Source organism: Sinomicrobium sp. (assembly GCA_029266035.1).
In the GTDB taxonomy this organism is placed as follows: Bacteria; Bacteroidota; Bacteroidia; order Flavobacteriales; family Flavobacteriaceae; genus Sinomicrobium.
In genome coordinates this window covers 1-20,333 of sequence record JAJUFH010000012.1, presented here as the reverse complement: position 1 = coordinate 20,333, position 20,333 = coordinate 1, and the positions used below count along the sequence as shown (strand labels likewise).

General features: G+C 42.3%; 20 protein-coding genes. 4 read left to right on the top strand and 16 right to left on the bottom strand.

Features of this window, described 5'->3' with window-relative positions; all coding sequences use genetic code 11:
• Window positions 1-252 precede the first annotated feature (252 nt).
• Window positions 253-1,677: an L-serine ammonia-lyase gene (locus ACYZZR_RS07380; RefSeq protein ID WP_461533356.1), complete on the top strand. Its 1,425-nt coding sequence runs from the start codon at window positions 253-255 to the stop codon at window positions 1,675-1,677.
• Between the two features lie 12 nt (window positions 1,678-1,689).
• Here the strand turns inward: ACYZZR_RS07380 and ACYZZR_RS07375 are convergent, their stop codons facing one another.
• Complete coding sequence (locus ACYZZR_RS07375) at window positions 1,690-3,162, bottom strand: TPM domain-containing protein (RefSeq protein WP_461533355.1); 1,473 nt, start codon at window positions 3,160-3,162, stop codon at window positions 1,690-1,692.
• Between the two features lie 269 nt (window positions 3,163-3,431).
• Between ACYZZR_RS07375 and panB the strand changes: the two genes are divergently transcribed.
• Complete coding sequence (gene panB / locus ACYZZR_RS07370; protein ID WP_461533354.1) at window positions 3,432-4,250, top strand: 3-methyl-2-oxobutanoate hydroxymethyltransferase; 819 nt, start codon at window positions 3,432-3,434, stop codon at window positions 4,248-4,250.
• A 36-nt stretch (window positions 4,251-4,286) separates the two neighbouring features.
• Window positions 4,287-5,015, top strand: coding sequence for an RluA family pseudouridine synthase (locus tag ACYZZR_RS07365; protein WP_461533353.1), 729 nt, complete (start codon window positions 4,287-4,289; stop codon window positions 5,013-5,015).
• Between the two features lie 20 nt (window positions 5,016-5,035).
• On the opposite strand, the gene ACYZZR_RS07360 is transcribed toward ACYZZR_RS07365, so the two are convergent.
• The 6 genes from ACYZZR_RS07360 to ACYZZR_RS07335 form a co-directional block, all read right to left on the bottom strand.
• The gene (locus ACYZZR_RS07360) at window positions 5,036-5,746 is read right to left on the bottom strand and encodes a response regulator transcription factor (protein WP_461533352.1); all 711 of its coding nucleotides are present in this window, start codon (window positions 5,744-5,746) and stop codon (window positions 5,036-5,038) included.
• 9 nt (window positions 5,747-5,755) lie between these two features.
• A complete protein-coding gene (locus ACYZZR_RS07355) occupies window positions 5,756-7,324 on the bottom strand; it encodes a sensor histidine kinase (protein WP_461533351.1) in 1,569 nt (522 codons plus the stop codon).
• A gap of 78 nt (window positions 7,325-7,402) precedes the next feature.
• Window positions 7,403-7,990 (bottom strand): dephospho-CoA kinase, encoded by a 588-nt coding sequence (coaE, locus tag ACYZZR_RS07350; protein WP_461533350.1) that lies wholly within the window; start codon window positions 7,988-7,990, stop codon window positions 7,403-7,405.
• A 34-nt stretch (window positions 7,991-8,024) separates the two neighbouring features.
• Complete coding sequence (locus ACYZZR_RS07345; RefSeq protein ID WP_461533349.1) at window positions 8,025-9,014, bottom strand: YbbR-like domain-containing protein; 990 nt, start codon at window positions 9,012-9,014, stop codon at window positions 8,025-8,027.
• Between the two features lie 3 nt (window positions 9,015-9,017).
• Window positions 9,018-10,019, bottom strand: a complete 1,002-nt coding sequence (locus tag ACYZZR_RS07340) for a glycosyltransferase family 2 protein (RefSeq protein ID WP_461533348.1) — start codon at window positions 10,017-10,019, stop codon at window positions 9,018-9,020.
• Between the two features lie 75 nt (window positions 10,020-10,094).
• The gene (locus tag ACYZZR_RS07335) at window positions 10,095-10,781 is read right to left on the bottom strand and encodes a hypothetical protein (RefSeq protein WP_461533347.1); all 687 of its coding nucleotides are present in this window, start codon (window positions 10,779-10,781) and stop codon (window positions 10,095-10,097) included.
• 209 nt (window positions 10,782-10,990) lie between these two features.
• Here ACYZZR_RS07335 and ACYZZR_RS07330 point away from each other — a divergent pair, with 209 nt between their 5' ends.
• On the top strand, window positions 10,991-11,404 hold the full coding sequence (locus ACYZZR_RS07330; RefSeq protein WP_461533346.1) for a glyoxalase: 414 nt from the start codon (window positions 10,991-10,993) through the stop codon (window positions 11,402-11,404).
• Window positions 11,405-11,412: 8 nt separating this feature from the next.
• Here ACYZZR_RS07330 and corA read toward each other — a convergent pair whose 3' ends face one another.
• The 9 genes from corA to hisG all read right to left on the bottom strand — a co-directional run bounded on the left by corA (window position 11,413) and on the right by hisG (window position 19,846).
• Window positions 11,413-12,486, bottom strand: coding sequence for a magnesium/cobalt transporter CorA (gene corA, locus ACYZZR_RS07325; RefSeq protein WP_461533345.1), 1,074 nt, complete (start codon window positions 12,484-12,486; stop codon window positions 11,413-11,415).
• 26 nt (window positions 12,487-12,512) lie between these two features.
• Window positions 12,513-13,109 carry a bifunctional phosphoribosyl-AMP cyclohydrolase/phosphoribosyl-ATP diphosphatase HisIE gene (hisIE, locus tag ACYZZR_RS07320; protein WP_461533344.1) on the bottom strand — a complete coding sequence of 199 codons (597 nt, stop codon included), beginning with the start codon at window positions 13,107-13,109 and terminating at the stop codon, window positions 12,513-12,515.
• Window positions 13,110-13,296: 187 nt separating this feature from the next.
• Window positions 13,297-14,052 carry an imidazole glycerol phosphate synthase subunit HisF gene (gene hisF, locus ACYZZR_RS07315; protein ID WP_461533343.1) on the bottom strand — a complete coding sequence of 252 codons (756 nt, stop codon included), beginning with the start codon at window positions 14,050-14,052 and terminating at the stop codon, window positions 13,297-13,299.
• 36 nt (window positions 14,053-14,088) lie between these two features.
• On the bottom strand, window positions 14,089-14,823 hold the full coding sequence (hisA, locus tag ACYZZR_RS07310) for a 1-(5-phosphoribosyl)-5-[(5-phosphoribosylamino)methylideneamino]imidazole-4-carboxamide isomerase (RefSeq protein ID WP_461533342.1): 735 nt from the start codon (window positions 14,821-14,823) through the stop codon (window positions 14,089-14,091).
• Window positions 14,824-14,840: 17 nt separating this feature from the next.
• Window positions 14,841-15,431: an imidazole glycerol phosphate synthase subunit HisH gene (gene hisH / locus ACYZZR_RS07305; RefSeq protein ID WP_461533341.1), complete on the bottom strand. Its 591-nt coding sequence runs from the start codon at window positions 15,429-15,431 to the stop codon at window positions 14,841-14,843.
• A 9-nt stretch (window positions 15,432-15,440) separates the two neighbouring features.
• Window positions 15,441-16,574, bottom strand: coding sequence for a bifunctional histidinol-phosphatase/imidazoleglycerol-phosphate dehydratase HisB (hisB, locus tag ACYZZR_RS07300; protein WP_461533340.1), 1,134 nt, complete (start codon window positions 16,572-16,574; stop codon window positions 15,441-15,443).
• 54 nt (window positions 16,575-16,628) lie between these two features.
• A complete protein-coding gene (gene hisC / locus ACYZZR_RS07295; RefSeq protein ID WP_461533339.1) occupies window positions 16,629-17,681 on the bottom strand; it encodes a histidinol-phosphate transaminase in 1,053 nt (350 codons plus the stop codon).
• A complete protein-coding gene (gene hisD / locus ACYZZR_RS07290; protein ID WP_461533338.1) occupies window positions 17,681-18,973 on the bottom strand; it encodes a histidinol dehydrogenase in 1,293 nt (430 codons plus the stop codon). Before hisD ends, hisC begins: the two co-directional genes overlap by 1 nt.
• Window positions 18,974-18,988: 15 nt before the next feature.
• Entirely contained in the window at window positions 18,989-19,846 is an 858-nt protein-coding gene (hisG, locus tag ACYZZR_RS07285) for an ATP phosphoribosyltransferase (protein WP_461533337.1), read from the bottom strand.
• Between the last annotated feature and the right edge of the window lie 487 nt (window positions 19,847-20,333).

Genomic DNA, 20,333 nt, shown 5'->3' with positions numbered 1-20,333 from the left:
TCAATGACTATGCCAAAAAAAGACCTGCGAGATTTTACTGCCATATTTCAAAACATTACTGTCATTTTGACCGTATCTAAGGTGCAGACAGCTTGTCTGCCTCAAATTGATTGAGGGGAAATGCAAAGGTTGAAACTATTCGATTATATTTGCTATGAATACGATGCGTATATCTGACAATGCTGTTGTCTGAATTCAGTTTATAACACAACCGGTTCTTATATCCGGAGACCAATTAAAGCGACCGTTATTATGGAGTGTATTAGTGTTTTCGATATGTTAAAAATAGGGGTCGGACCTTCCAGTTCGCACACCCTTGGTCCTTGGAGGGCAGCTGAACAATGGATAGACGAGTTAAAATCGCAACAGTTATTTGAAAAAGTAGAGCGCGTAAAAATTGACCTGTACGGCTCATTGTCGCTTACCGGGAAAGGCCATGCCACCGATTTTGCTTTGGTGTTGGGCCTTTCGGGAAAGGATCCTGAACGCATGCCCGTAGAGGATATTTCAAAAATCATAAACGAAGTCAAAACCAGTAAAACACTGCTCTTAGACAATACAAAACGAATTGCTTTCGACTTTCAGTCAGACATCGTTTTTCAAAGAGAATTTCTTCCTTTCCACGCCAATGGTATGCGTTTTACAGCCACTACCGACGACGGGAAGACATACAGTGAGGCCTATTACTCTATAGGAGGTGGATTTGTAGTTAAAGAGGAAGGTCACTCGGGCGAGGAAAACGAAAAAGTGTTTAAACAGTTTCCCTTTCCGGTAGAAAATGCCGCCCAGCTAGAGAAATACTGCAAAAAGGAAAACAGGAGTATATGGGATATTGTATATGAAAATGAGCAAACCCTCAGAACTTCGGAGGATATAGACAAGGAGCTCAAAAGAATATGGAACACTATGCTGGAGTGTATGTACACAGGCTGTCATACCGAGGGTACACTTCCCGGAGGTCTACAGGTTAAGCGACGCGCATACGATCTGCATCAGAAATTAATAGGAGATCTCCCCTATCAAACCCCTGAAGAATGGCTGCAAGTCATAAGAAAAACCAAAGTAAAATTCAGACAGATCTTTAAATGGGTCAGTTGTTTTGCACTCAGCGTAAACGAGGTAAACGCCTCTTTGGGCAGAGTGGTTACCGCACCTACAAACGGCAGTGCCGGAGTAGTACCTGCAGTATTGATGTACTACATGGTTATCGAAAACCACAAAGCCGGATTTGAACAGATAAAACGCTTCCTACTTGTAGCCGGAGTTATAGGTAGTATTTTTAAGAGAAATGCCACCATATCGGCGGCAATGGGAGGCTGCCAGGCAGAAATCGGAGTATCTTCGGCTATGGCTGCAGCGGGACTGACATCCCTTGCCGGAGGTTCTACCGAGCAGATACTCATGGCTGCAGAAATAGCTATGGAGCACCACTTAGGACTTACCTGTGACCCCATAGGCGGACTCGTTCAGGTGCCTTGTATTGAACGCAATGCTATGGGGGCTATCAAGGCTATCAGCGCTGCAGAACTCGCAATGGATAGCGATCCTCTCGATGCTAAGGTTCCGCTGGACAAGGTGATACAAACCATGTGGGAAACTGCCAGAGATATGAGCTCTAAATACAAAGAGACTTCGGAGGGCGGACTCGCAGTTGGGGTCTTTTTATCCGATTGTTGATATTTGGTACGTTTACCAGCTACCTCCGGCTCCACCCCCACCACTGCTACCTCCGCCAAAACTTCCACCGGAAGAAGAGGACGAACTCCAACCCGAACCTCCGCCGGAAGACGACGAACTCTTCCTCAAACGGGGGAGTATTTTTATTCCCAAGTTTACTGTGTGATTACAGTACACACATTTTCGAATGCGCTTCCCACTTCCCGCTCTCTTGTGCGTTGCCGAAGTAATGGTCTTTACGGTTTCCTGCCCCAGTGTTCTGAACCCGCAAGACGGACAGTCGTCGTATTTTCGGAAACGAGATCCGGGCCAGCTCACCGTCTCGATCTCACCGGTATCCTTGTGTTTCCATATTTCATAACTTTGCGATAATGCCCACTCTTCCTTAAGCTGTCCGTCACTGAGCAAATCGGTAGATTTCTTTAATTTGTCGCGATCCAGTCTCACCCACATTCCACTATTGTCAGGAGGTATAAACCGTTCTCCTGTCTTTTTTCTCCTCTTTTGGAATCTGAGTAATATCAAAAAAGTCAGGGGTGATAACAGCATGGGCAACAACATCTTTCGGTGGTATTCTTCCAAGGCCTCCAATCTGTTTTTTTCGTCCCAGAAGGACTTAGAAATCACCTCCTTACCTCTGAGGTATTTAAAAAACAAAATCAGGCTGCCAAAAACAACGGCATACCACGGAATCCAGACCGGACGAAATAGTTCGACCGGATTAATTCCTCCAAATGCCAATCCGAAAATAGCGATAAAAGCAAGAAAAAAGAAACCGGCAAATCCGCCGCCAATGGTATTCATAAATTCTCTCACACCTTTTCCAAGCCATGTACCCCGTTTTACTGACTTTGCCACAATACGGTCTGTATATTTCATCAGGAGTATGACAAGCGCAGTAATAATGGCCACATACACCAACTTTATTCCGTATCGATCCAGGAATGAAGGCCCACTTAAATCGGCTATTATTTCATCTGCCCTTTCAGGCGACATAGCAATGTTTTGGATAATCTTCACACTGTTTAGCACTCCTTCCCCGTAATTTCCCGATTTAAAAGAAGGAATCATATAACGCTCACCTATTCGTTTGAGCAGCGCATCAGGAAATATAGCTTCCATACCTTTGCCACTAATAAATCGATATTTTCTCCTATCGACAGCTACTAACAGCAACAGCCCATTATCCTTGTCTTTCTTGCCTATTTTCCAGTGTTCAAATAGCTCAAAAGCAAACTGAAAATCGTCCTGTCCTTCAAAATCATCGATAACCACTATTGCTACTTCTGCAGTAGTTTCCCGCTCTATAGTAACAGCAATAGCGTTTATGGAATCTACGACAACGACACTCAGTATCTCATCTGGGTTGCTCACAAAATAATCCTGTCCCCTTCCCTTAGGATTTGGAACCTCCTCTACAGAGTACTGCCCGTATACCGGTATCAAAAAAAACACGGTCAGGCAAACCGCTGCCATATATTTCATCGTACTGATCAACAGGTTTATAAATTCGTTGAGATATGAGGGTATTTTTAAAACCAAGCTGTGGTATTATTTTCTGTAAAGTAAAGATTGTTTCGAATAAAGACCTAATCTTTAATGGCAAAACATCAAAAAATACCGAGTTTTCGGGAGAGGTTTGAGGATATGCATTCTGGGAAATCCTCAAGTCTATGCTGGTGGGGTACGTACAATTTAGTACTTTTACAACATCTTAATCGGAAGTCCCTAATACTAACACAAACGAAATTACCATGTCGGTTGCAAAAAAAGAATACAAGAGAGTGACTGTAAAGTCGCTATCCGAAATGAAAGAAAACGGTGAGAAAATAAGTATGCTCACCGCTTACGATTATTCCATGGCCAATATAGTAGACGGTGCAGGGATAGATGTTATACTAGTGGGAGATTCTGCCAGCAATGTTATGGCCGGGCACGAAACCACCCTTCCCATAACTCTCGACCAGATGATTTACCACGCTTCTTCTGTCATTAGGGCTGTAAAACGAGCGCTGGTTGTAGTAGACCTTCCCTTCGGAAGCTATCAGTCGGATCCTAAAGAAGCGCTTCGCTCTGCCATACGGATTATGAAAGAGAGCGGTGCTCACGGCGTAAAAATTGAAGGGGGAAAAGAAATCAAGGAATCTGTAAAAAAGATACTTCACGCAGGAATACCGGTGATGGGACATCTCGGACTCACACCGCAATCTATCTACAAATTCGGGTCTTATACCGTAAGAGCCAAAGAAGAAGAGGAGGCCGAAAAACTTGTCGAAGATGCTATTCTGCTAGAAAAAATGGGATGTTTTGCCATTGTACTTGAAAAAATTCCGGCTGATTTGGCTCGAAAAGTAGCCGAAAGTGTCTCTATACCTGTTATTGGTATCGGTGCCGGAAACGGTGTAGATGGACAGGTTTTGGTACTCCACGATCTACTGGGCATGACCTACGAATTTAATCCGCGTTTTCTCCGTCGTTATATGAACCTTTACGAGGATATGACCAAAGCCATTTCTCAGTATGTCGACGATGTAAAGAGCAGGGATTTTCCGAGTGACGACGAACAGTATTAAGGAAGTTTGCAATCGGTTGAACGACAAACTGAGATTATGAGTATACGCTCAGACAGGAACAATCTTATCGTTCTCTACGAAGACAACCACATCATCGCCGTCAACAAAAGGCCCGGTGATATTGTTCAAGGAGATAAAACGGGAGACCAACCACTCAGTGAAGTGGTCAAAGAATACATCAAGTACAAATACGACAAACCCGGCAATGTATACCTGGGAGTGGTACATCGTTTAGACCGTCCTACAAGTGGTATTGTCATCTTTGCAAAGACCTCGAAGGCTCTCCCTCGCTTAAACAAACTCTTCGCTGAAAAAGAAGCTCAAAAAACGTATTGGACTATTGTTGAGCAGTGTCCTTCTCCGCCAGAAGGCAGACTGGAACACTGGTTGAAGCGCAACCAAATTCAAAATCGTTCTTACGCACACCTAAAACAGGTAGAAGGTGCAAAAAAAGCGTCGTTGAGCTATCGACTTGTCAAAAAACTAGATCGTTATTTTCTGTTGGAGATAGACCTACACACTGGGAGACATCATCAGATTCGCGCTCAACTATCCGCTATAGGATCACCTATAAAAGGAGATCTCAAATACGGCTACAGCCGTAGCAACCGAGATGGTAGCATACACCTGCACGCACGTTCACTCCGCTTTACCCATCCGGTAAAAAAGGAAAAGATGGTGTTAATTGCTCCTCCACCGGAAAAAGACGCCCTGTGGAAAGCATGTCGACAAAAAAAGCCTGCGAATAATGGCAGGCTTTCTTAAATTTGCTTTCTATAATGCAACTATTCGGCTCTACTTTTAATGACCAATCGGAATCCCTCACCGTGAATGTTTAGGATTTCAACCTCTTCATCTCTCTTGAGGTACTTCCTCAGTTTAGCGATATACACATCCATACTTCTGGAAGTAAAATAGTTGTCGTCTCTCCAAATCTTAGTCAGTGCCAGTTCTCTCGGCATCAAGTCGTTTTCGTGTAGTGCCAACAAGCGCAACAATTCGTTTTCCTTGGGCGACAATTTAATGGGTTCTTCTTTTTCAAAAGTGAGAAACCGCAGCTTGGAATTCAGATGAAATTTTCCAATCTGAAATTCAAACTGATTGTTGTCGGGACTACTGTTTACCTTGCGTTGAAGAATAGCTTTTATCTTAAAGAGCAATACCTCAGAATCAAAAGGTTTGTTCAGATAGTCGTCTGCTCCTGCCTTATATCCTTTGAGTACATCTTCCTTCATGGTTTTTGCAGTGAGGAAAATAATCGGCACATGCTTGTTTTTTTCTCTTATCTCCTTAGCTAAGGTAAACCCGTCTTTGTAAGGCATCATGACATCGAGAATGCACAGATCAAAATTTTCCTTTCGAAACTTTTCAAACCCCTCCATTCCGTTTTTTGCTAAAACCACATCAAAATTGTTTAGCGCTAAATAATCTTTCAAAACAATCCCAAAGTTAGGATCGTCTTCAACCAGCAAGATCTTCTTATTTACTGCTTCCATAATCCATAATTATATTAAAGGTAACTTTATAAAAAAGGTACTTCCTTTATCTTTTTCACTTTCTACATACACCTCTCCTTGGTGATCTTCTACAATATTCTTTACATAGGCTAATCCCAAACCGTGCCCTTTCACATTGTGTATGTTCCCGGTATGCTCCCGGTAAAATTTTTCAAATATCCTCTTGAGTACAGCCTTGCTCATCCCCATCCCCTGATCCTGTACCTTAATCACTATATTGTTTTTTACGGTTTCTGTCCTTATATCGATTTGAGGCGCATCGGGAGAGTATTTTATAGCGTTGTCCATTATGTTGACCAACACATTGGTAAAGTGGAATTCGTTGGCCAACACTTCACTTCTACCGGCTTTAAATTCCGTGTTAATACTTCCTCCACGATTTTCCACCATTAGGGATATATGTGCTATGGCTTCTTCTATTATATCGTGTATATCTACATTTTCCTTGCCAATCTCTAACTGGTTTTTCTCCAATTTTGATATGCGCAATACATTTTCTACCTGAGCGTGCATTCTCTTATTTTCATCCCTTATCATCTGCAGATACTGACTCACCCTATCGCTACTTTCGAGAACCTTAGGGTTTTGAATGGCGTCCAAGGCGAGATTGATAGTGGCGATCGGAGTCTTAAACTCATGCGTCATATTGTTGATAAAATCAGTTTTAATTTCGGATATCTGCTTTTGACGGAGCAGTTGATGAATGGCTCCCGAATAGGCTATAATTATAATCAGCGTAAAAACAATAGACAACACAGCCATTCCCATAATACTCGATACGACGAATTTCTTTTTTTGGGGGAATGTCACCAACAGCTCGAAATCCGTTTTTCCTTCTTCATCCAAAAAAATGGGCACCCTGTACTTTGTGCTCTTACTCAAGGAAAATCCTCTCGATCTCACCTTGGTAGCTAATCCATTGCCATATACCCCGTATTCAAAATCGAGATCAATTTCTGCCGCAGAGAGCTCCCGCTGTAAAAGCAGTTGAATTTCCTGATCGGATACTCTTTCGCTAATAGGTTTTCGCTTGGCATAAAACTGAAAATAGGTTTCAAACTGCGCTTTATCTATAGCCGACATCCCACCGATTTTTTCTATCCTTTCCGCAGGGGTATATGACTTTTTACCATCTATCTCTATCTCTTTCTCTACGATGATGGTTCGCTTACTATTAAAGTTTTTAATGGGGATAGAATCTGAATCGCTATCAAAGAACGTAGAAGATATTCCGTAATCCTCTTCTAAAACACCGTGAGAATAAATAAAGGTCTCATTATTTTCCTCATTGCGGACTGTAAACAAAATCTGCCGGAGTTCTGCTTCCTTAAACTCTCCTATGCTATCTACGAGTTGCAGGTATCTGTTGGAATAATCTTCTATCTCTCTTTTTTCGATTTTCTCTGCAACCGACTTCAGTATCTGCATAACGCTTGTAGAAAACTGCTCCTCTTTATCATCTACCGCAGTTTTTATCCAATATCCCTGCACAAAAATGATTCCGATCAAGGACAAGCTCATCAAGGCTACCAGCAGAACGAATAATTTCTTGCTCATCAAAGCAAAATTAAAAGTTAAATATACAGTTTACCTGGTCTTTAACCAAACCTTAACAAAAATAAATAATATTTAACGTTATACTTTAAGATTTGACAAAACCTTATGCAATACTCCGACCTCTCTCTCGGTTTGTTCGAGATCCGTATTGACAATCACATAGTCTGAAAGTACTTCTTTCCTCGCCTCACTCCACTGATTGTCGATTCGTTGGAGTACCTTTTCCCTACTCACCCCATCGCGTTGCATCACTCGTTTTACTCTGGTTTCTTCAGGGGCTGTTACCAGTATCACCGCATCGCATTCTCTGTCGCCACCGCTTTCAAAGAGCACGGCAGCTTCTTTCACGACATAGTGGGTGTGTTGCTGTGTACACCATTGCTTAAAATGCACACCTACTGCCGGATGAATAATACCGTTCAAGCCATCTAGTAATTCCTTATCGGTAAAAACCTTACTCGCAATATAGGCATTGTCTGGTCCATTCTCTGTATAAGCACTCTCTCCCAACAACGCCACTATGGCCGATTTGATCGCCGGATCTGTTCGCATTAATTTTGCCGCTTCGATATCGGCTATATACACCGGTACTCCAAGCTTTGAAAACATACGAGCTACCGTAGATTTCCCACTGCCTATTCCTCCTGTCAATCCTATAACAATCATTTTTATGTATTATTTCAACAAGGTTCAAACAACATTATTCTTGTTCTGTATTTCCCGAAGTATTGTCTTGTTTTAAAATATCCACCTCCCATTGCGACAGATTGACACTCTTTACAGCATTGGGCATTTGCAGTACGTCTAAAGTGAGGTAACGAGTACTGTCGGACAGTATATTGTTGTAATCTCCGGCAATGACAAAATCGGAGGGACTTATTTTTGAAAGCTCTTCGAGAGGTCCCTCACAGCGAATTTCAATTTCAGAAGGAAAGGTCCTGACCTCTACATCTTCCGGTAGGTTAGTTACTGTAATAGGAACGACTATCCTACGTTCAGAAAAACGAGCCACTCCGGCACTGAGTTGTACATTTTTATGTTCAAAGCGCAAATGCCTAAATTCTACGGGAATATCTATGGGAATTTTTCGTTTGATATCAGAATCTATGTGCTTTAGCACCAGCTCAGAAGTATAAAGTGTATCTATCTTGTCGACCTCTATATCAGGGCCGTATACTTTTATGCGCTTAGGAGACAACACTAGACTGTCGTGTATCTTATAATCGCGTGCAAACGACAAATGTGCTTTGAGTACTACCGGTATATCTTTGGTAATATTACTCGCAAGGTCTAAAAACAGTGTGTCTCTCTCCATTTGCAAGATGTTTATTTCAGAAGGAAGACTTGTTCGCAATTGCCTTTGAACATCCGTATCGAGCAGATAATATCGTGTCCCATTTTGCTTAACCCCAGTGAGATCCAAATTCAGGCTTTGACTAAAATACTTAAGCCCTAATAAGCGAAACCCTTTTGCGCTGAGGTCGACCTCAATGGTTTTCTGAGGTTTTATAAGAAGTTTGTCTTTAGGAATCCCTGAATAATGCACTCTAAAAGTGACCGAGGTGGTATACTTGTTAGGCAATTTGATAAGAAACCACAAGGCAGAGGAAAGAAAGAAAAACAGCATAAACAACGAAGCCTTTCCACTCCTTCTTATCTTCGATCTATTTGGCTTGTCTCGTTCTTTCATCAATTATTGAAAAAATAGTTTGGGAAACACTTTTTCTGGTACTCTCTTTAATATTTTGATATAAAAGGTACTTTTTATAAATCCGTAACCGTATCCGAAAAATTGTACGAGCACGGCAAAAACCGACATTAAAGCGATCTTTATTCTACCACTGCTGTACCAAGCATCAAAAAGTATTACCCCAAAAAATATGAGATACAATTTAAGGTAAAACGGATGTCCCAAAAAACATACCGACAAGCTAAACAGCAATCCGATTACAAAAAGCGACGGAAGCCAATACACCGGTTTTTCCGTTTGAGGGTGCCAACGGTTGAGAATGGGCCTAGTCATCCCAAATTTGTATACCTGAGTGTAAAACTTTTTCCAGGATATACGCCTTTTGTGATACACGTAAGCCGCTTCAAAAAAACGTGTGTTATAACCAGCTTCCCAAAGGCGGATGGTGAGATCAGGATCCTCTCCAGGATGTATTTTACCAAAGCCTCCAGTGTGCAGAAAAGCCTCTTTAGAAATTCCCATATTAAAACTTCTGGGTTGAAATTTTCCGACAGCTTTCTTTTTTCCTCTTATACCTCCAGTGGTAAGTGTAGAAGTCATAGCGTAGTTGATGGCTTTTTGCAAGGACGAAAAAGAAGGATGAGCGGTATCTGGTCCTCCAAAACAATGTACAAAATCGCCCTCTAATTCACGCTCTACCTCTCCAAGGTAGTTAGGAGGGAGAATACAATCGGAATCCAGAATGAGAAAGTAGTTTCCCTTGGCTTTTCGCATGCCGTAGTTTCGGGAATCCCCGGGACCGGTATTATCCTTGTAAAAGTAAGAAATATTCATCTTGTCGGAATACCGCTTCACCACCTCATCCGATCTTATTGTAGAGCCGTCTTCTACTACTACGACCTCAAAAGATCTTTCATACTTTAAGCAACTTATGCTATCCAGCAGCTCCGTCAATTCCTCCGGCCTGTTATACACCGGAACTACAAAAGAAAATTCCAATTCCATAAAGCAAATATATAACAAAAGACCAATGGAAAAGTACGGAAACTGTACAAGCTGTGTTATTGTGAAGTATTATGATTACTCCTCTTCGTCTTTAACGACTATCATGGTGGCCTTTCCACCAGTATTCAGCAGCCATTCTTGGGCTGCAAGCAGCTCTCCTTCATCTCCAAAAACCCGAAGTTCGGCGGTATTAGGACCAGAGCTTCCCTGATTTAAAGCCTGAAATTCTATGGTATTGAAGCCGGTTTGCAGTGGTATTTTAAAAACCTTAAAAGCGGATTCCAATATCACATCATACACCACTATACTGTCGTTGAGATAGATACGCACCCGATCGCCATCCACATACTCGTGATCTCTACAGGCAATACCTATCATTTTAGAGTTCGTCTTAAAATCTCCGAGATAACCAGTAGTGGTATAATTGCCTTTGCGATCTTCACCTTCTACATCTTTAAATTGTCGGTTTAGGTTTGAATTATATCGCTCTCCCGGATTGAGAAATTGTTCTTTTTGCATAAAATTGCTCTGATCCTCAGAGAGATCGAGAGAATAGTTTGTGTTTTTCCGGTAGGGATTTAGCATAGGAGATTCCATAATGTCGGGCACATTGAGAATAGCCCCTCCTTCTCCGTTAGAATTGCTTTTGGGAAGTGGTGTTCGCTCCGCCGGAACGGGAATACTTTTTATGGGAATATCACCTTGAGCGGATAGACGCCCCACAACCACTAACAAAACAAGTATAAAAAATAGTTTTTTCATAGGTTGAATACGACAAAATTCATGCCCTAACAACATTTTATAGGCAATTGACATCCAAAAATAGATAAAGCCACACACAATATGTACTTATAAGATGTTAAATTCCCTATAGGTTGCGTAAAACGGGGTGTTTATAAGATAGTTAACAACTATAAGTTGTATTTCGCCAGAGCATCTATATAAGAAGTACCTTTAGTAAAACTGCTATTATGGACACCAGATCAAAAGGCTTACTTCACATCCGTCCCGAAATCCCAAACGCACTTGTTTACGACACCATGAGTAGCGACGAACACTTTCAAAACGCTACACTTCGGCCTGTAATTAAATTGCAAAGGGAACTCTTAGTAGAGGCTTTCAGAAATTATGCTAACAAACACAAAGGCGTATTCTACACCCTGAATACCGAAAAGAAACAACACTATATCGAAAACGCTATTCAAAAAGACATCAAATTTAGGAATTCGCTAAAGGGCATGATTATAGGTCAGTTTACCGTGGAGGAATACAGGGAATACATACAGAATTCGTCTGCCCTGAACAAGAGGATGATGAACACCGTTATCGAGACGATTAAAGATTGCCTACAACTGCTGGAAGTAGAGGTGGAATACAGTATATAGTCGTTAGCTTACAACCATTTTTTCCTTCTAAAGTAGATCAACATCCCAATAAAAATCAGCAGCATTAGTCCGAGTAAGACAAAGTAATTGTACTTTCCGTGCAGTTCGGGCATATGGTCAAAATTCATTCCGTATACTCCGACGATAAACGTAAGGGGAATAAAAATGGTGGCTATTACGGTGAGTACTCTCATCACATTGTTCATCCTATTGCTTATAGTACTCATATACATCTCCATCAAACTCATGGTCATTTCCCTATACATCTCTATATATTCTACCACCTGTATGGCGTGATCGTAGAGATCGCGATAGAAGTTCTTGACTTGTGATCCGATGAGCACTGAATTCGTTTTTTCTATGCGGCTGACAATCTCTCTCACCGGGAATACGGAGCGCTTCATACGCAGTATTTCTTTTTTCAGCACCAGAATATCCTTACTCAAATCTTGTTTGGCACTATCTTCAAATAATTGATCTTCAATATCTTCTAATTTATCCCCCAGTGTTTCTGCAACCAGAAAATAATGATCTACTACGGCGTCGAGCAAGACAAACAACAGATAATCCGATTTTTCACTTCTCACTCGCCCTCTGTTTTCTGTAATCCGCTTACGCAAATCGCCAAAAACATCGTGTTGTGGCTCTTCTTGAAAGGTGATTACATAGCCTTGTCCCATCACAAGACTGAGGTGCTCTATAATCAGTTTTTCATCTTGATAGTACAACATTTTGAACACCACAAAGAGGTAATCTTCAAACTCGTCGACCTTGGGGCGTTGATAGATATCCACTATACCCTCGAGCACCAGCGGATGCCAGTTGAGTTGCCTACCCAAAGTTTCTATGGCCTTTACGTTCTGCAATCCGCTGACATTCACCCAGCTTGTTCCAGGGCCTTTACAGAAAGACAACACCTCATCTACCCGATCAAATAGCTTATGCGTGCAGCGATCTCTATCGTAATCGATAAGTTCTATTCGGGTCTCTTCTTGCGGGCGCACTCCGGTATAGGTCATCGTTCCGGGTACCGAACCTATATTCCGTCTTCTCTTCCTCTCCGGGCGGGTCTTTTTCTTCATACCTCTAAAGATACTTAGAAACAGTCTTATTTCCTATGCCTACCTTCGAGAATTTTTACTACATCACTCAATGTGTACCCCTTTGCTTGCAACAGTATGAGATAGTGAAAAAGCAGGTCGGCACTCTCGTTGAGAAACAGATTTTCATCCTCATCTTTGGCTTCTATAACCACTTCAACCGCCTCTTCTCCTACTTTCTGAGCAATCTTGTTGATTCCTTTGTCAAAAAGAGAAGCTACATAACTCTCCTTTCCTCCCTCTTCTTTTCTCTGCGCTATCACCGCTTCCAAATCTGACAAAAAGCCGTAATGCGGACGGTTTTCTTCGCTCCAACAAGTATCGGTACCTGTGTGACAAGTGGGACCTTTCGGACGTGCCTTGACCAATAAAGTATCTCTATCGCAATCTACTTTAATATCGACAAGGGACAGTGTATTACCACTCTCCTCCCCCTTGGTCCACAAACGCTGTTTACTGCGACTAAAGAAGGTCACCAAGCCACTTTCCACAGTCTTTTTATAGGCAGCCTCATTCATATACCCCAGCATCAGTACAGCCCTGGTTTCGGCATCCTGTACTACAGCCGGAACAAGACCGTCATTTTTTTCAAAATCTATATTCATAATAATCTTATTTTTTTACAATTACATTTTGCAATTTGTCATTCCGGAGACAGTGAACCCGCCTGTCCGGCGAGCATGCCCTACTGTCAATCTCTCTCCAGAATCAAAGGAGCTGTTAAAGCACAAGGCTTTATTTCTACATTTGTTCTGTTCCTACAAACGTAGGATGGCACTGAAAACCTTCGCTTTACAATCGCACTGCAATATCCTGTGTCTTTAAAAAATGTTTCAATTCAACAAGCCTTATCTCCTTAAAGTGAAACACGCTGGCTGCGAGGGCTGCGTCGGCTTTACCTTTTAGGAAGGCATCGGCAAAATGCTGCATTTCTCCGGCACCTCCCGAAGCGATTACGGGGATATTGACCAATTCCGAGATACGAGCGAGAGCCTCATTGGCAAAACCGTTCTTTGTCCCGTCGTGATCCATAGAAGTAAAGAGTATCTCACCGGCACCGCGTTGTTCTGCTTCCTTTACCCATTCGTATAAAGGGATTTCTGTGGGTTCTTTACCTCCTACGAGGTGAACCAGCCATTGCCCCTCTAGCTGTCGCGCATCTACGGCTACAACTACACACTGACTCCCGAAACGCTTAGAAAGCTCGTCGATCAGTTCCGGGCGTTTTACCGCTGATGAATTTATCGAAACCTTGTCGGCACCGTTTTGCAATAGTATTTCCACATCCTCTACAGAGGCAATTCCCCCTCCTACCGTAAAGGGTATATCCACTTTTTCTGCCACCTTCCTCACCAGATCAGATAGGGTTTTTCGCTTTTCCTCAGTAGCTGAAATATCGAGAAAAACCAATTCGTCTGCTCCCTCTGCCGCATAAATAGCGGCGAGCTCTACAGGGTCGCCTGCATCTCTGAGATTGAGAAAATTAACTCCTTTTACCGTTCTCCCGTTCTTGATATCCAAACAGGGTATAATTCTTTTGGTCAGCATATATTTTCAGCTTTAATACGATTGTTGTCCTTTACATCAGGCTACTATGTAATTTTCCAATTCTTTCAAACTTATCTTGCCTTCGTATATAGCTTTGCCGATAATAGTCCCCTCACATCCCAAGTCTGCGAGTTTGGGCAGTTCATCAAAGGCCGATATTCCACCGGAAGCGATGAGTTTTATGTTGTTGTTATGTGCTAATATTTCAGTGTACAAATCAAAGGCAGGTCCTTTTAACATACCGTCTTTACTGATATCGGTACATATCACATATTCTATTCCCTCTTTGTTATAACCATCGACAAACGGCAACAGGTCTATTCCTGAACTTTCGAGCCAGCCGCTGATGGCGATTTTATTTCCATCCGTACCGGGTTGTACGTCGGCACCGAGTATAATTCTTTCAGCTCCATAACGCTCAATCCACCCCAAAAAGGTCTCCCTGTCTTTTACGGCTATGCTCCCACCGGTAACCTGTGTGGCACCGCTTTCAAAAGCTATTTTAAGATCTTCGTCCGATTTGAGTCCTCCTCCGAAATCTATCTTAAGCCCAGTATTCGAAGCTATTTGCTCCAGTATCTCGTGATTTACAATATGACTGCTTTTGGCTCCGTCCAGATCTACCAGATGCAAGTATTCTATGCCGTGAGCCTCAAAGGCTTTGGCCACCTCCAAAGGGTTCTCATTATACACTTTACTGGTGCTGTAATCGCCTTTTGAAAGCCGCACACATTTGCCTTCTATAATATCTATGGCTGGTATTATTCTCATGTGATATAACTATAACTTTAAGAAACTCTTTCCAAAAAATTGTTTAAAACGCTTGCTCCGGCTGTACTGCTTTTTTCAGGGTGGAACTGAACTCCATAAAAATTGTCTTTTTTCAGAGCCGAAGCATATCCAGTTCCATAAGAGGTATGGGCAATGGCTTCCGAACAATCGGGCACATAATAGCTGTGTACGAGGTACATAAACTCTCCTTCTTTAATTCCGTCAAAGAGATCCGATTTCAGATCAGAAATCCGATTCCACCCTATTTGCGGCACTTTTACGATATCGGGAAACCGGAGTACATCGGTATCGAATATACCCAATCCCTGAGTATTTCCCTCCTCAGAATACCTACACATAAGCTGCATACCGAGACATATACCTAATACCGGTTGCTTCAATTCCGGGATCAATTTGTCGAGTCCGGTAGCTCTGAGCTTACTCATAGCACTTCCCGCAGCTCCCACACCGGGAAAAATAACCTTATCGGCACTTTTTATGATTTGTGCATCATCTGATAGCAAAGCCTGATGGCCCAATCGCTCTACGGCAAATTTCACACTCTGTATGTTTCCCGCTCCGTAATCAATGATAACGATGTTTTTCATAGTACCGGATCAGATCATTCCCTTGGTGGTAGGGAGTACCATTTTTTCTACATCTCTTTTCACTGCCATCTTGATCGCCTTGGCAAAAGCTTTAAAAATGGCCTCAATCTTGTGGTGTTCATTCTGTCCCTCAGCCTTGATATTCAGATTGGCTCCCGCTCCATCGGTAAAAGACTTAAAGAAGTGATAAAACATCTCGGTCGGCATCTTACCTATCATTTCGCGTTTAAACTCCGTTTCCCACACCAGCCAGTTTCTCCCTCCGAAATCGATAGCTACCTGTGCGAGACAATCGTCCATTGGCAGACAGAATCCGTAACGTTCTATTCCCAATTTATCTCCCAATGCCTTTCGGAATACCTCACCAAGAGCAATAGCCGTGTCTTCGATAGTGTGGTGTTCATCTACTTCCAGATCGCCATCAACACGGATAACGATATCCATCTGCCCGTGTCTTGCCAGTTGATCGAGCATATGATCGAAAAAGGCAATACCCGTACTGATATCGCTCTTGCCCTTACCATCCAGATTGATATCTATACTTATATCGGTCTCATTGGTTTTTCTCGCAATCGAAGCCGTACGTCTCTGTAATTTTAAAAATTCGTATATCTCTTTCCAATTGCTGGTTTCCAAAGCGATACAAGCCTGTAACTCTTCAGTTTCGGTCGTAACTTCCCCTGTTCCGAGTTGGGTGTCATTGTTGATAAACACGGCCTTGGCCCCGAGGTTTTTGGCCAGTTCCACATCGGTGAGCCTATCACCAATAACCAACGAATTCTCCAAGTCGTATTCCTCTGAAAAATACCCGCTGAGTAAGCCGGTTTTGGGCTTTCTGTTAGGCGAGTTCTCTTCGGGAAAACTGTGGTCTATAAAAATTTGGTCAAAGACAATCCCTTCATTTTCCAAACTTTTCAGAATCAGATTATGTACCGGCCAGAAGGTATCTTCCGGAAAAGCATCTGTTCCCAATCCGTCCTGATTGGTCACCATCACCAATTCGTAATCCAATTCGCGAGCAATGCGTCCCATCCAGGTAAACATCCCGGGGTAGAATTCCAGTTTTTCAAAGGCGTCAATCTGTTCGTCTTCCGGCTCTTTGATCAACGTACCATCACGATCTATAAACAATACTTTTTTCACAAAAACACATTTTAAAATTAATTAAAGAACTGGTTTATTTGCACCCCTGCAGACTCAAAGCATCCTTCTCAATTCTTTGATCAGCTTCTGATTCTCTTCAGGAGTACCCACTGTAAAGCGCAGGCAATTTTCGCAAAGAGGCTGCGTAGTCCGATTTCGCACCACTATACCTTTGTCTAGTAACTGACGGTATCTGAGATTGGCATCGTCAACTTTCGCCAGTATAAAATTGGCATCGGAAGGGAATACTTCTGACACAAAACCAACTTCAAGTAATGCTTTAAATAAAATCTCTTTTTCTAATTTAATATCAGCCACTTCCTTATTTACACCATCTAAATCACTCAATCGATTCAACGCTCGCCTCTGGGTCAGCTCGTTGACGTTGTAGGGTGGTTTTATACTGTTGAGTACGGCGATGACTTCGGGCGATGCAAAGCAGATACCCAATCGTATTCCTGCCAATCCGTAGGCCTTAGACAAAGTTTGAGTCACCACCAAATTGGGATATTCCTTTAGCCTTTGCAACCAGCTTTCCTGAGATGAAAAATCGATATAGGCCTCGTCGATTACTAACAGTCCGCCAAAGCCCTCCAACAATGCTGTGACACTTTCATCTGAAAAGGAATTTCCCGTAGGGTTGTTGGGAGAGCACAGAAACAACAGCTTGGTGTTCTTGTCTACCACTTCCAGTATATCCTTTACTTTGGGCTGGTAATCTGACGACAACAGCACCTCCTTATTTTCTACATTGTTAATCTCTGCCAACACCTTGTACATCCCATAGGTTGGAGGCAGGCTAATCACGTTGTCCTGTGCCGGTTCGCAGAAGGCCCTAAACAAAAGGTCGAGCACCTCATCGCTACCGTTGCCGAGAAGAATATTTTCTACCGACACTCCTCGTTGAGCTGCCAATACCTCCTTTAGTTTTCGCTGCTGCGGGTCTGGATAGCGATTTACATCACTTTCAAAGGGATTCTCATTAGCGTCGATAAACACCATTTCGGCCTCAAAATCTTCAAACTCGTCCCTTGCAGAAGAGTACGGCTTTAATCGGGCGACATTAGGTCTTATCAGCTCATTGATATCAAAACTTATATCTTTCATCACTTCCCTTCTTTTATACGATTCAACCTCAGGCTAACTGCATTTTTATGCGCCTGTAGTCCTTCAGCTTCAGCCATCAATTCTATGGCTTTACCTATATTCCCTATTCCTTTTTCCGTAATTTTTTGAAAGGTGATGGCTTTGGTAAAACTGTCTAAATTTACACCGCTGTAATTACGGGCATATCCGTTGGTCGGAAGAGTGTGGTTGGTTCCCGAAGCGTAGTCGCCTGCACTTTCGGGGGTATAATTACCTATAAACACCGAGCCGGCATTGACAACAGCATTCACATAAAACTCTTCCTCATCACTACAGATAATAAGGTGTTCCGGACCGTAGCTGTTTACCAAATCGAGGGCTGTTTCTTTATCCTTTACATAAATCAACTTCGAATTCCCTATAGCTGCTGCGGCTATTTCTTTGCGAGGCAGGACTTTTATTTGTTCTTCCAGCTCCTCTTCTACCCTCTCTATCAAATCTTTTGAGGTAGACACTAAAAGCACCTGACTGTCTTTGCCGTGTTCGGCTTGTGAAAGCAAGTCGGATGCCACAAAACCGGTATCGGCACTATCGTCGGCCAAAACGAGAAGTTCTGAAGGTCCTGCTGGCATATCGATAGCTACACCATATCGCGTAGCCAGTTGTTTGGCGACGGTGACATACTGATTACCCGGACCAAATATTTTGTACACCTGCGGAATACTTTCGGTGCCGAAGGTCATTCCAGCTATGGCCTGTATCCCTCCTACCTTGAGGATGCGATCTACTCCACACAACTTGGCTGTGTAGAGAATGGCCGGGTGTATATTTCCCTGTTTGTCGGGGGGAGAGCACAACACAATCTCTCCACAACCGGCAATAGCGGCCGGAACGGCAAGCATAAGCACTGTGGAAAACAGCGGAGCTGTACCTCCGGGAATATACAGTCCGATTTTGTCGATAGGTTTCTTTTCCTGCCAACATTGCACCCCTTGTACTGTAGAAACCGTAACTCGTTCTGTTTTTTGAGCGGTGTGAAATTTTTCTATATTGCTCTTTGCCAGTGCTATGGCTTCCTTCAATTCATCGGAAACCATACCAGAGGCCGCTTCTATTTCGACAGCAGTCACTGCTACATTCTTTGGAGATACCCCGTCAAACAAGGAGGTGTATTTTGCAACCGCCCGGTCTCCTTTGTCTCTTACCTCTCTAAAAATCTCCTTCACCATAGCCTCTATATCGCCTATGGTTTGAGTTGGCCTTTGCAGTAATTCCGGCCATGTACTGCGTTGGGGATTGTATATCTTATTCATCTTGACTACTGTTTGTTAAAGTACCATTTTTTCAATAGGACACACCAAAATACCCTCGGCCCCTACCGCTTTAAGTTCGTCGATAACTTCCCAGAATTTATTCTTGTCGATTACCGAATGTACACTGCTCCATCCCTCCTCGGCAAGGGGCATAACGGTCGGACTTTTCAATACCGGAAGTATGCTACCTACTTCTTCTATCTTATCATTTGGGACATTCATCAGTATATATTTCGAATTTCTGGCTTTAAGCACCGCCTGAATGCGAAACAATAATCTGTTGAGCAAAACATTACTCTCGTCTGTAATGGCTGGAGATACCGCTAGTACGGCCTCACTTTTCAGTATAACTTCTACCTCTTTTAGGTTGTTTTTAAAGAGCGTACTACCACTCGACACTATATCGACTATAGCATCGGCCAGACCGATATTGGGTGCTATCTCTACCGAACCCGATATTTGATGTAATTCGACCTTGATTCCCTTTTCGTCGAGAAAGCTGTTTACCGTATTCGGATAAGAAGTGGCAATTTTCAGTCCGTCCAAATCCTTAACCGATTGATAAGAAAAGGTTTTCGGTACAGCTACCGATACCCTACACTTCGAAAACCCGAGCTTCTCTACCACTTGGATATCACCACCTTTCTCGACAAGGAGATTTTCTCCAATAATAGCTACATCAACTACCCCATCAATAAGGTACTGAGGAATATCTGAATTTCTAAGAAAAAGCACCTCCATCGGAAAATCGGAGGCTTCTGCCTTGAGTTGGTCTATGCCGTTATTCACCGAAATTCCGCAATCTTTGAGGATTTGCAGGGAATCTTCATTGAGACGACCACTTTTCTGGATAGCAATTTTTAGTTTGTTCATTGTTTTGGTTTTGTCCCCTTAAGGATAATTAGCTGATACGGTTTTTACATAAAAAAAGCCCGTCTGAATCACTCAAACGGGCTCTATATGGATTTTGATGTATTACAAACATACCATGCTCACCTCGCCTGAGTGCAAGTGTAAAAATGGTGATGATGCAATACTGATATATTCATTTCTCTTTTGTAATGCCGCAAATTTAAATGAAAAATCCATTATAAAAACAAGAAAAAGGCTTTTTTTTTTATAACAATACCTCATCATATTGTAACTACAGTAAAAAGAGAAGTGACTTTTCACTCCCTCCACTTTGCCTGATCTTTATTAAATTCATATTTTTAACAAATTTTTTGAGTTATGTATATAAATTCTATATTTTTATTCCTTAAAAATCAAAGGAAATGACACAATTTAAAGGACAAAATATCATAGACTTTTTGAAAGTTTTCCCGGATGATGCTTCCTGCAAGCGCTATTTGGCCGAGTT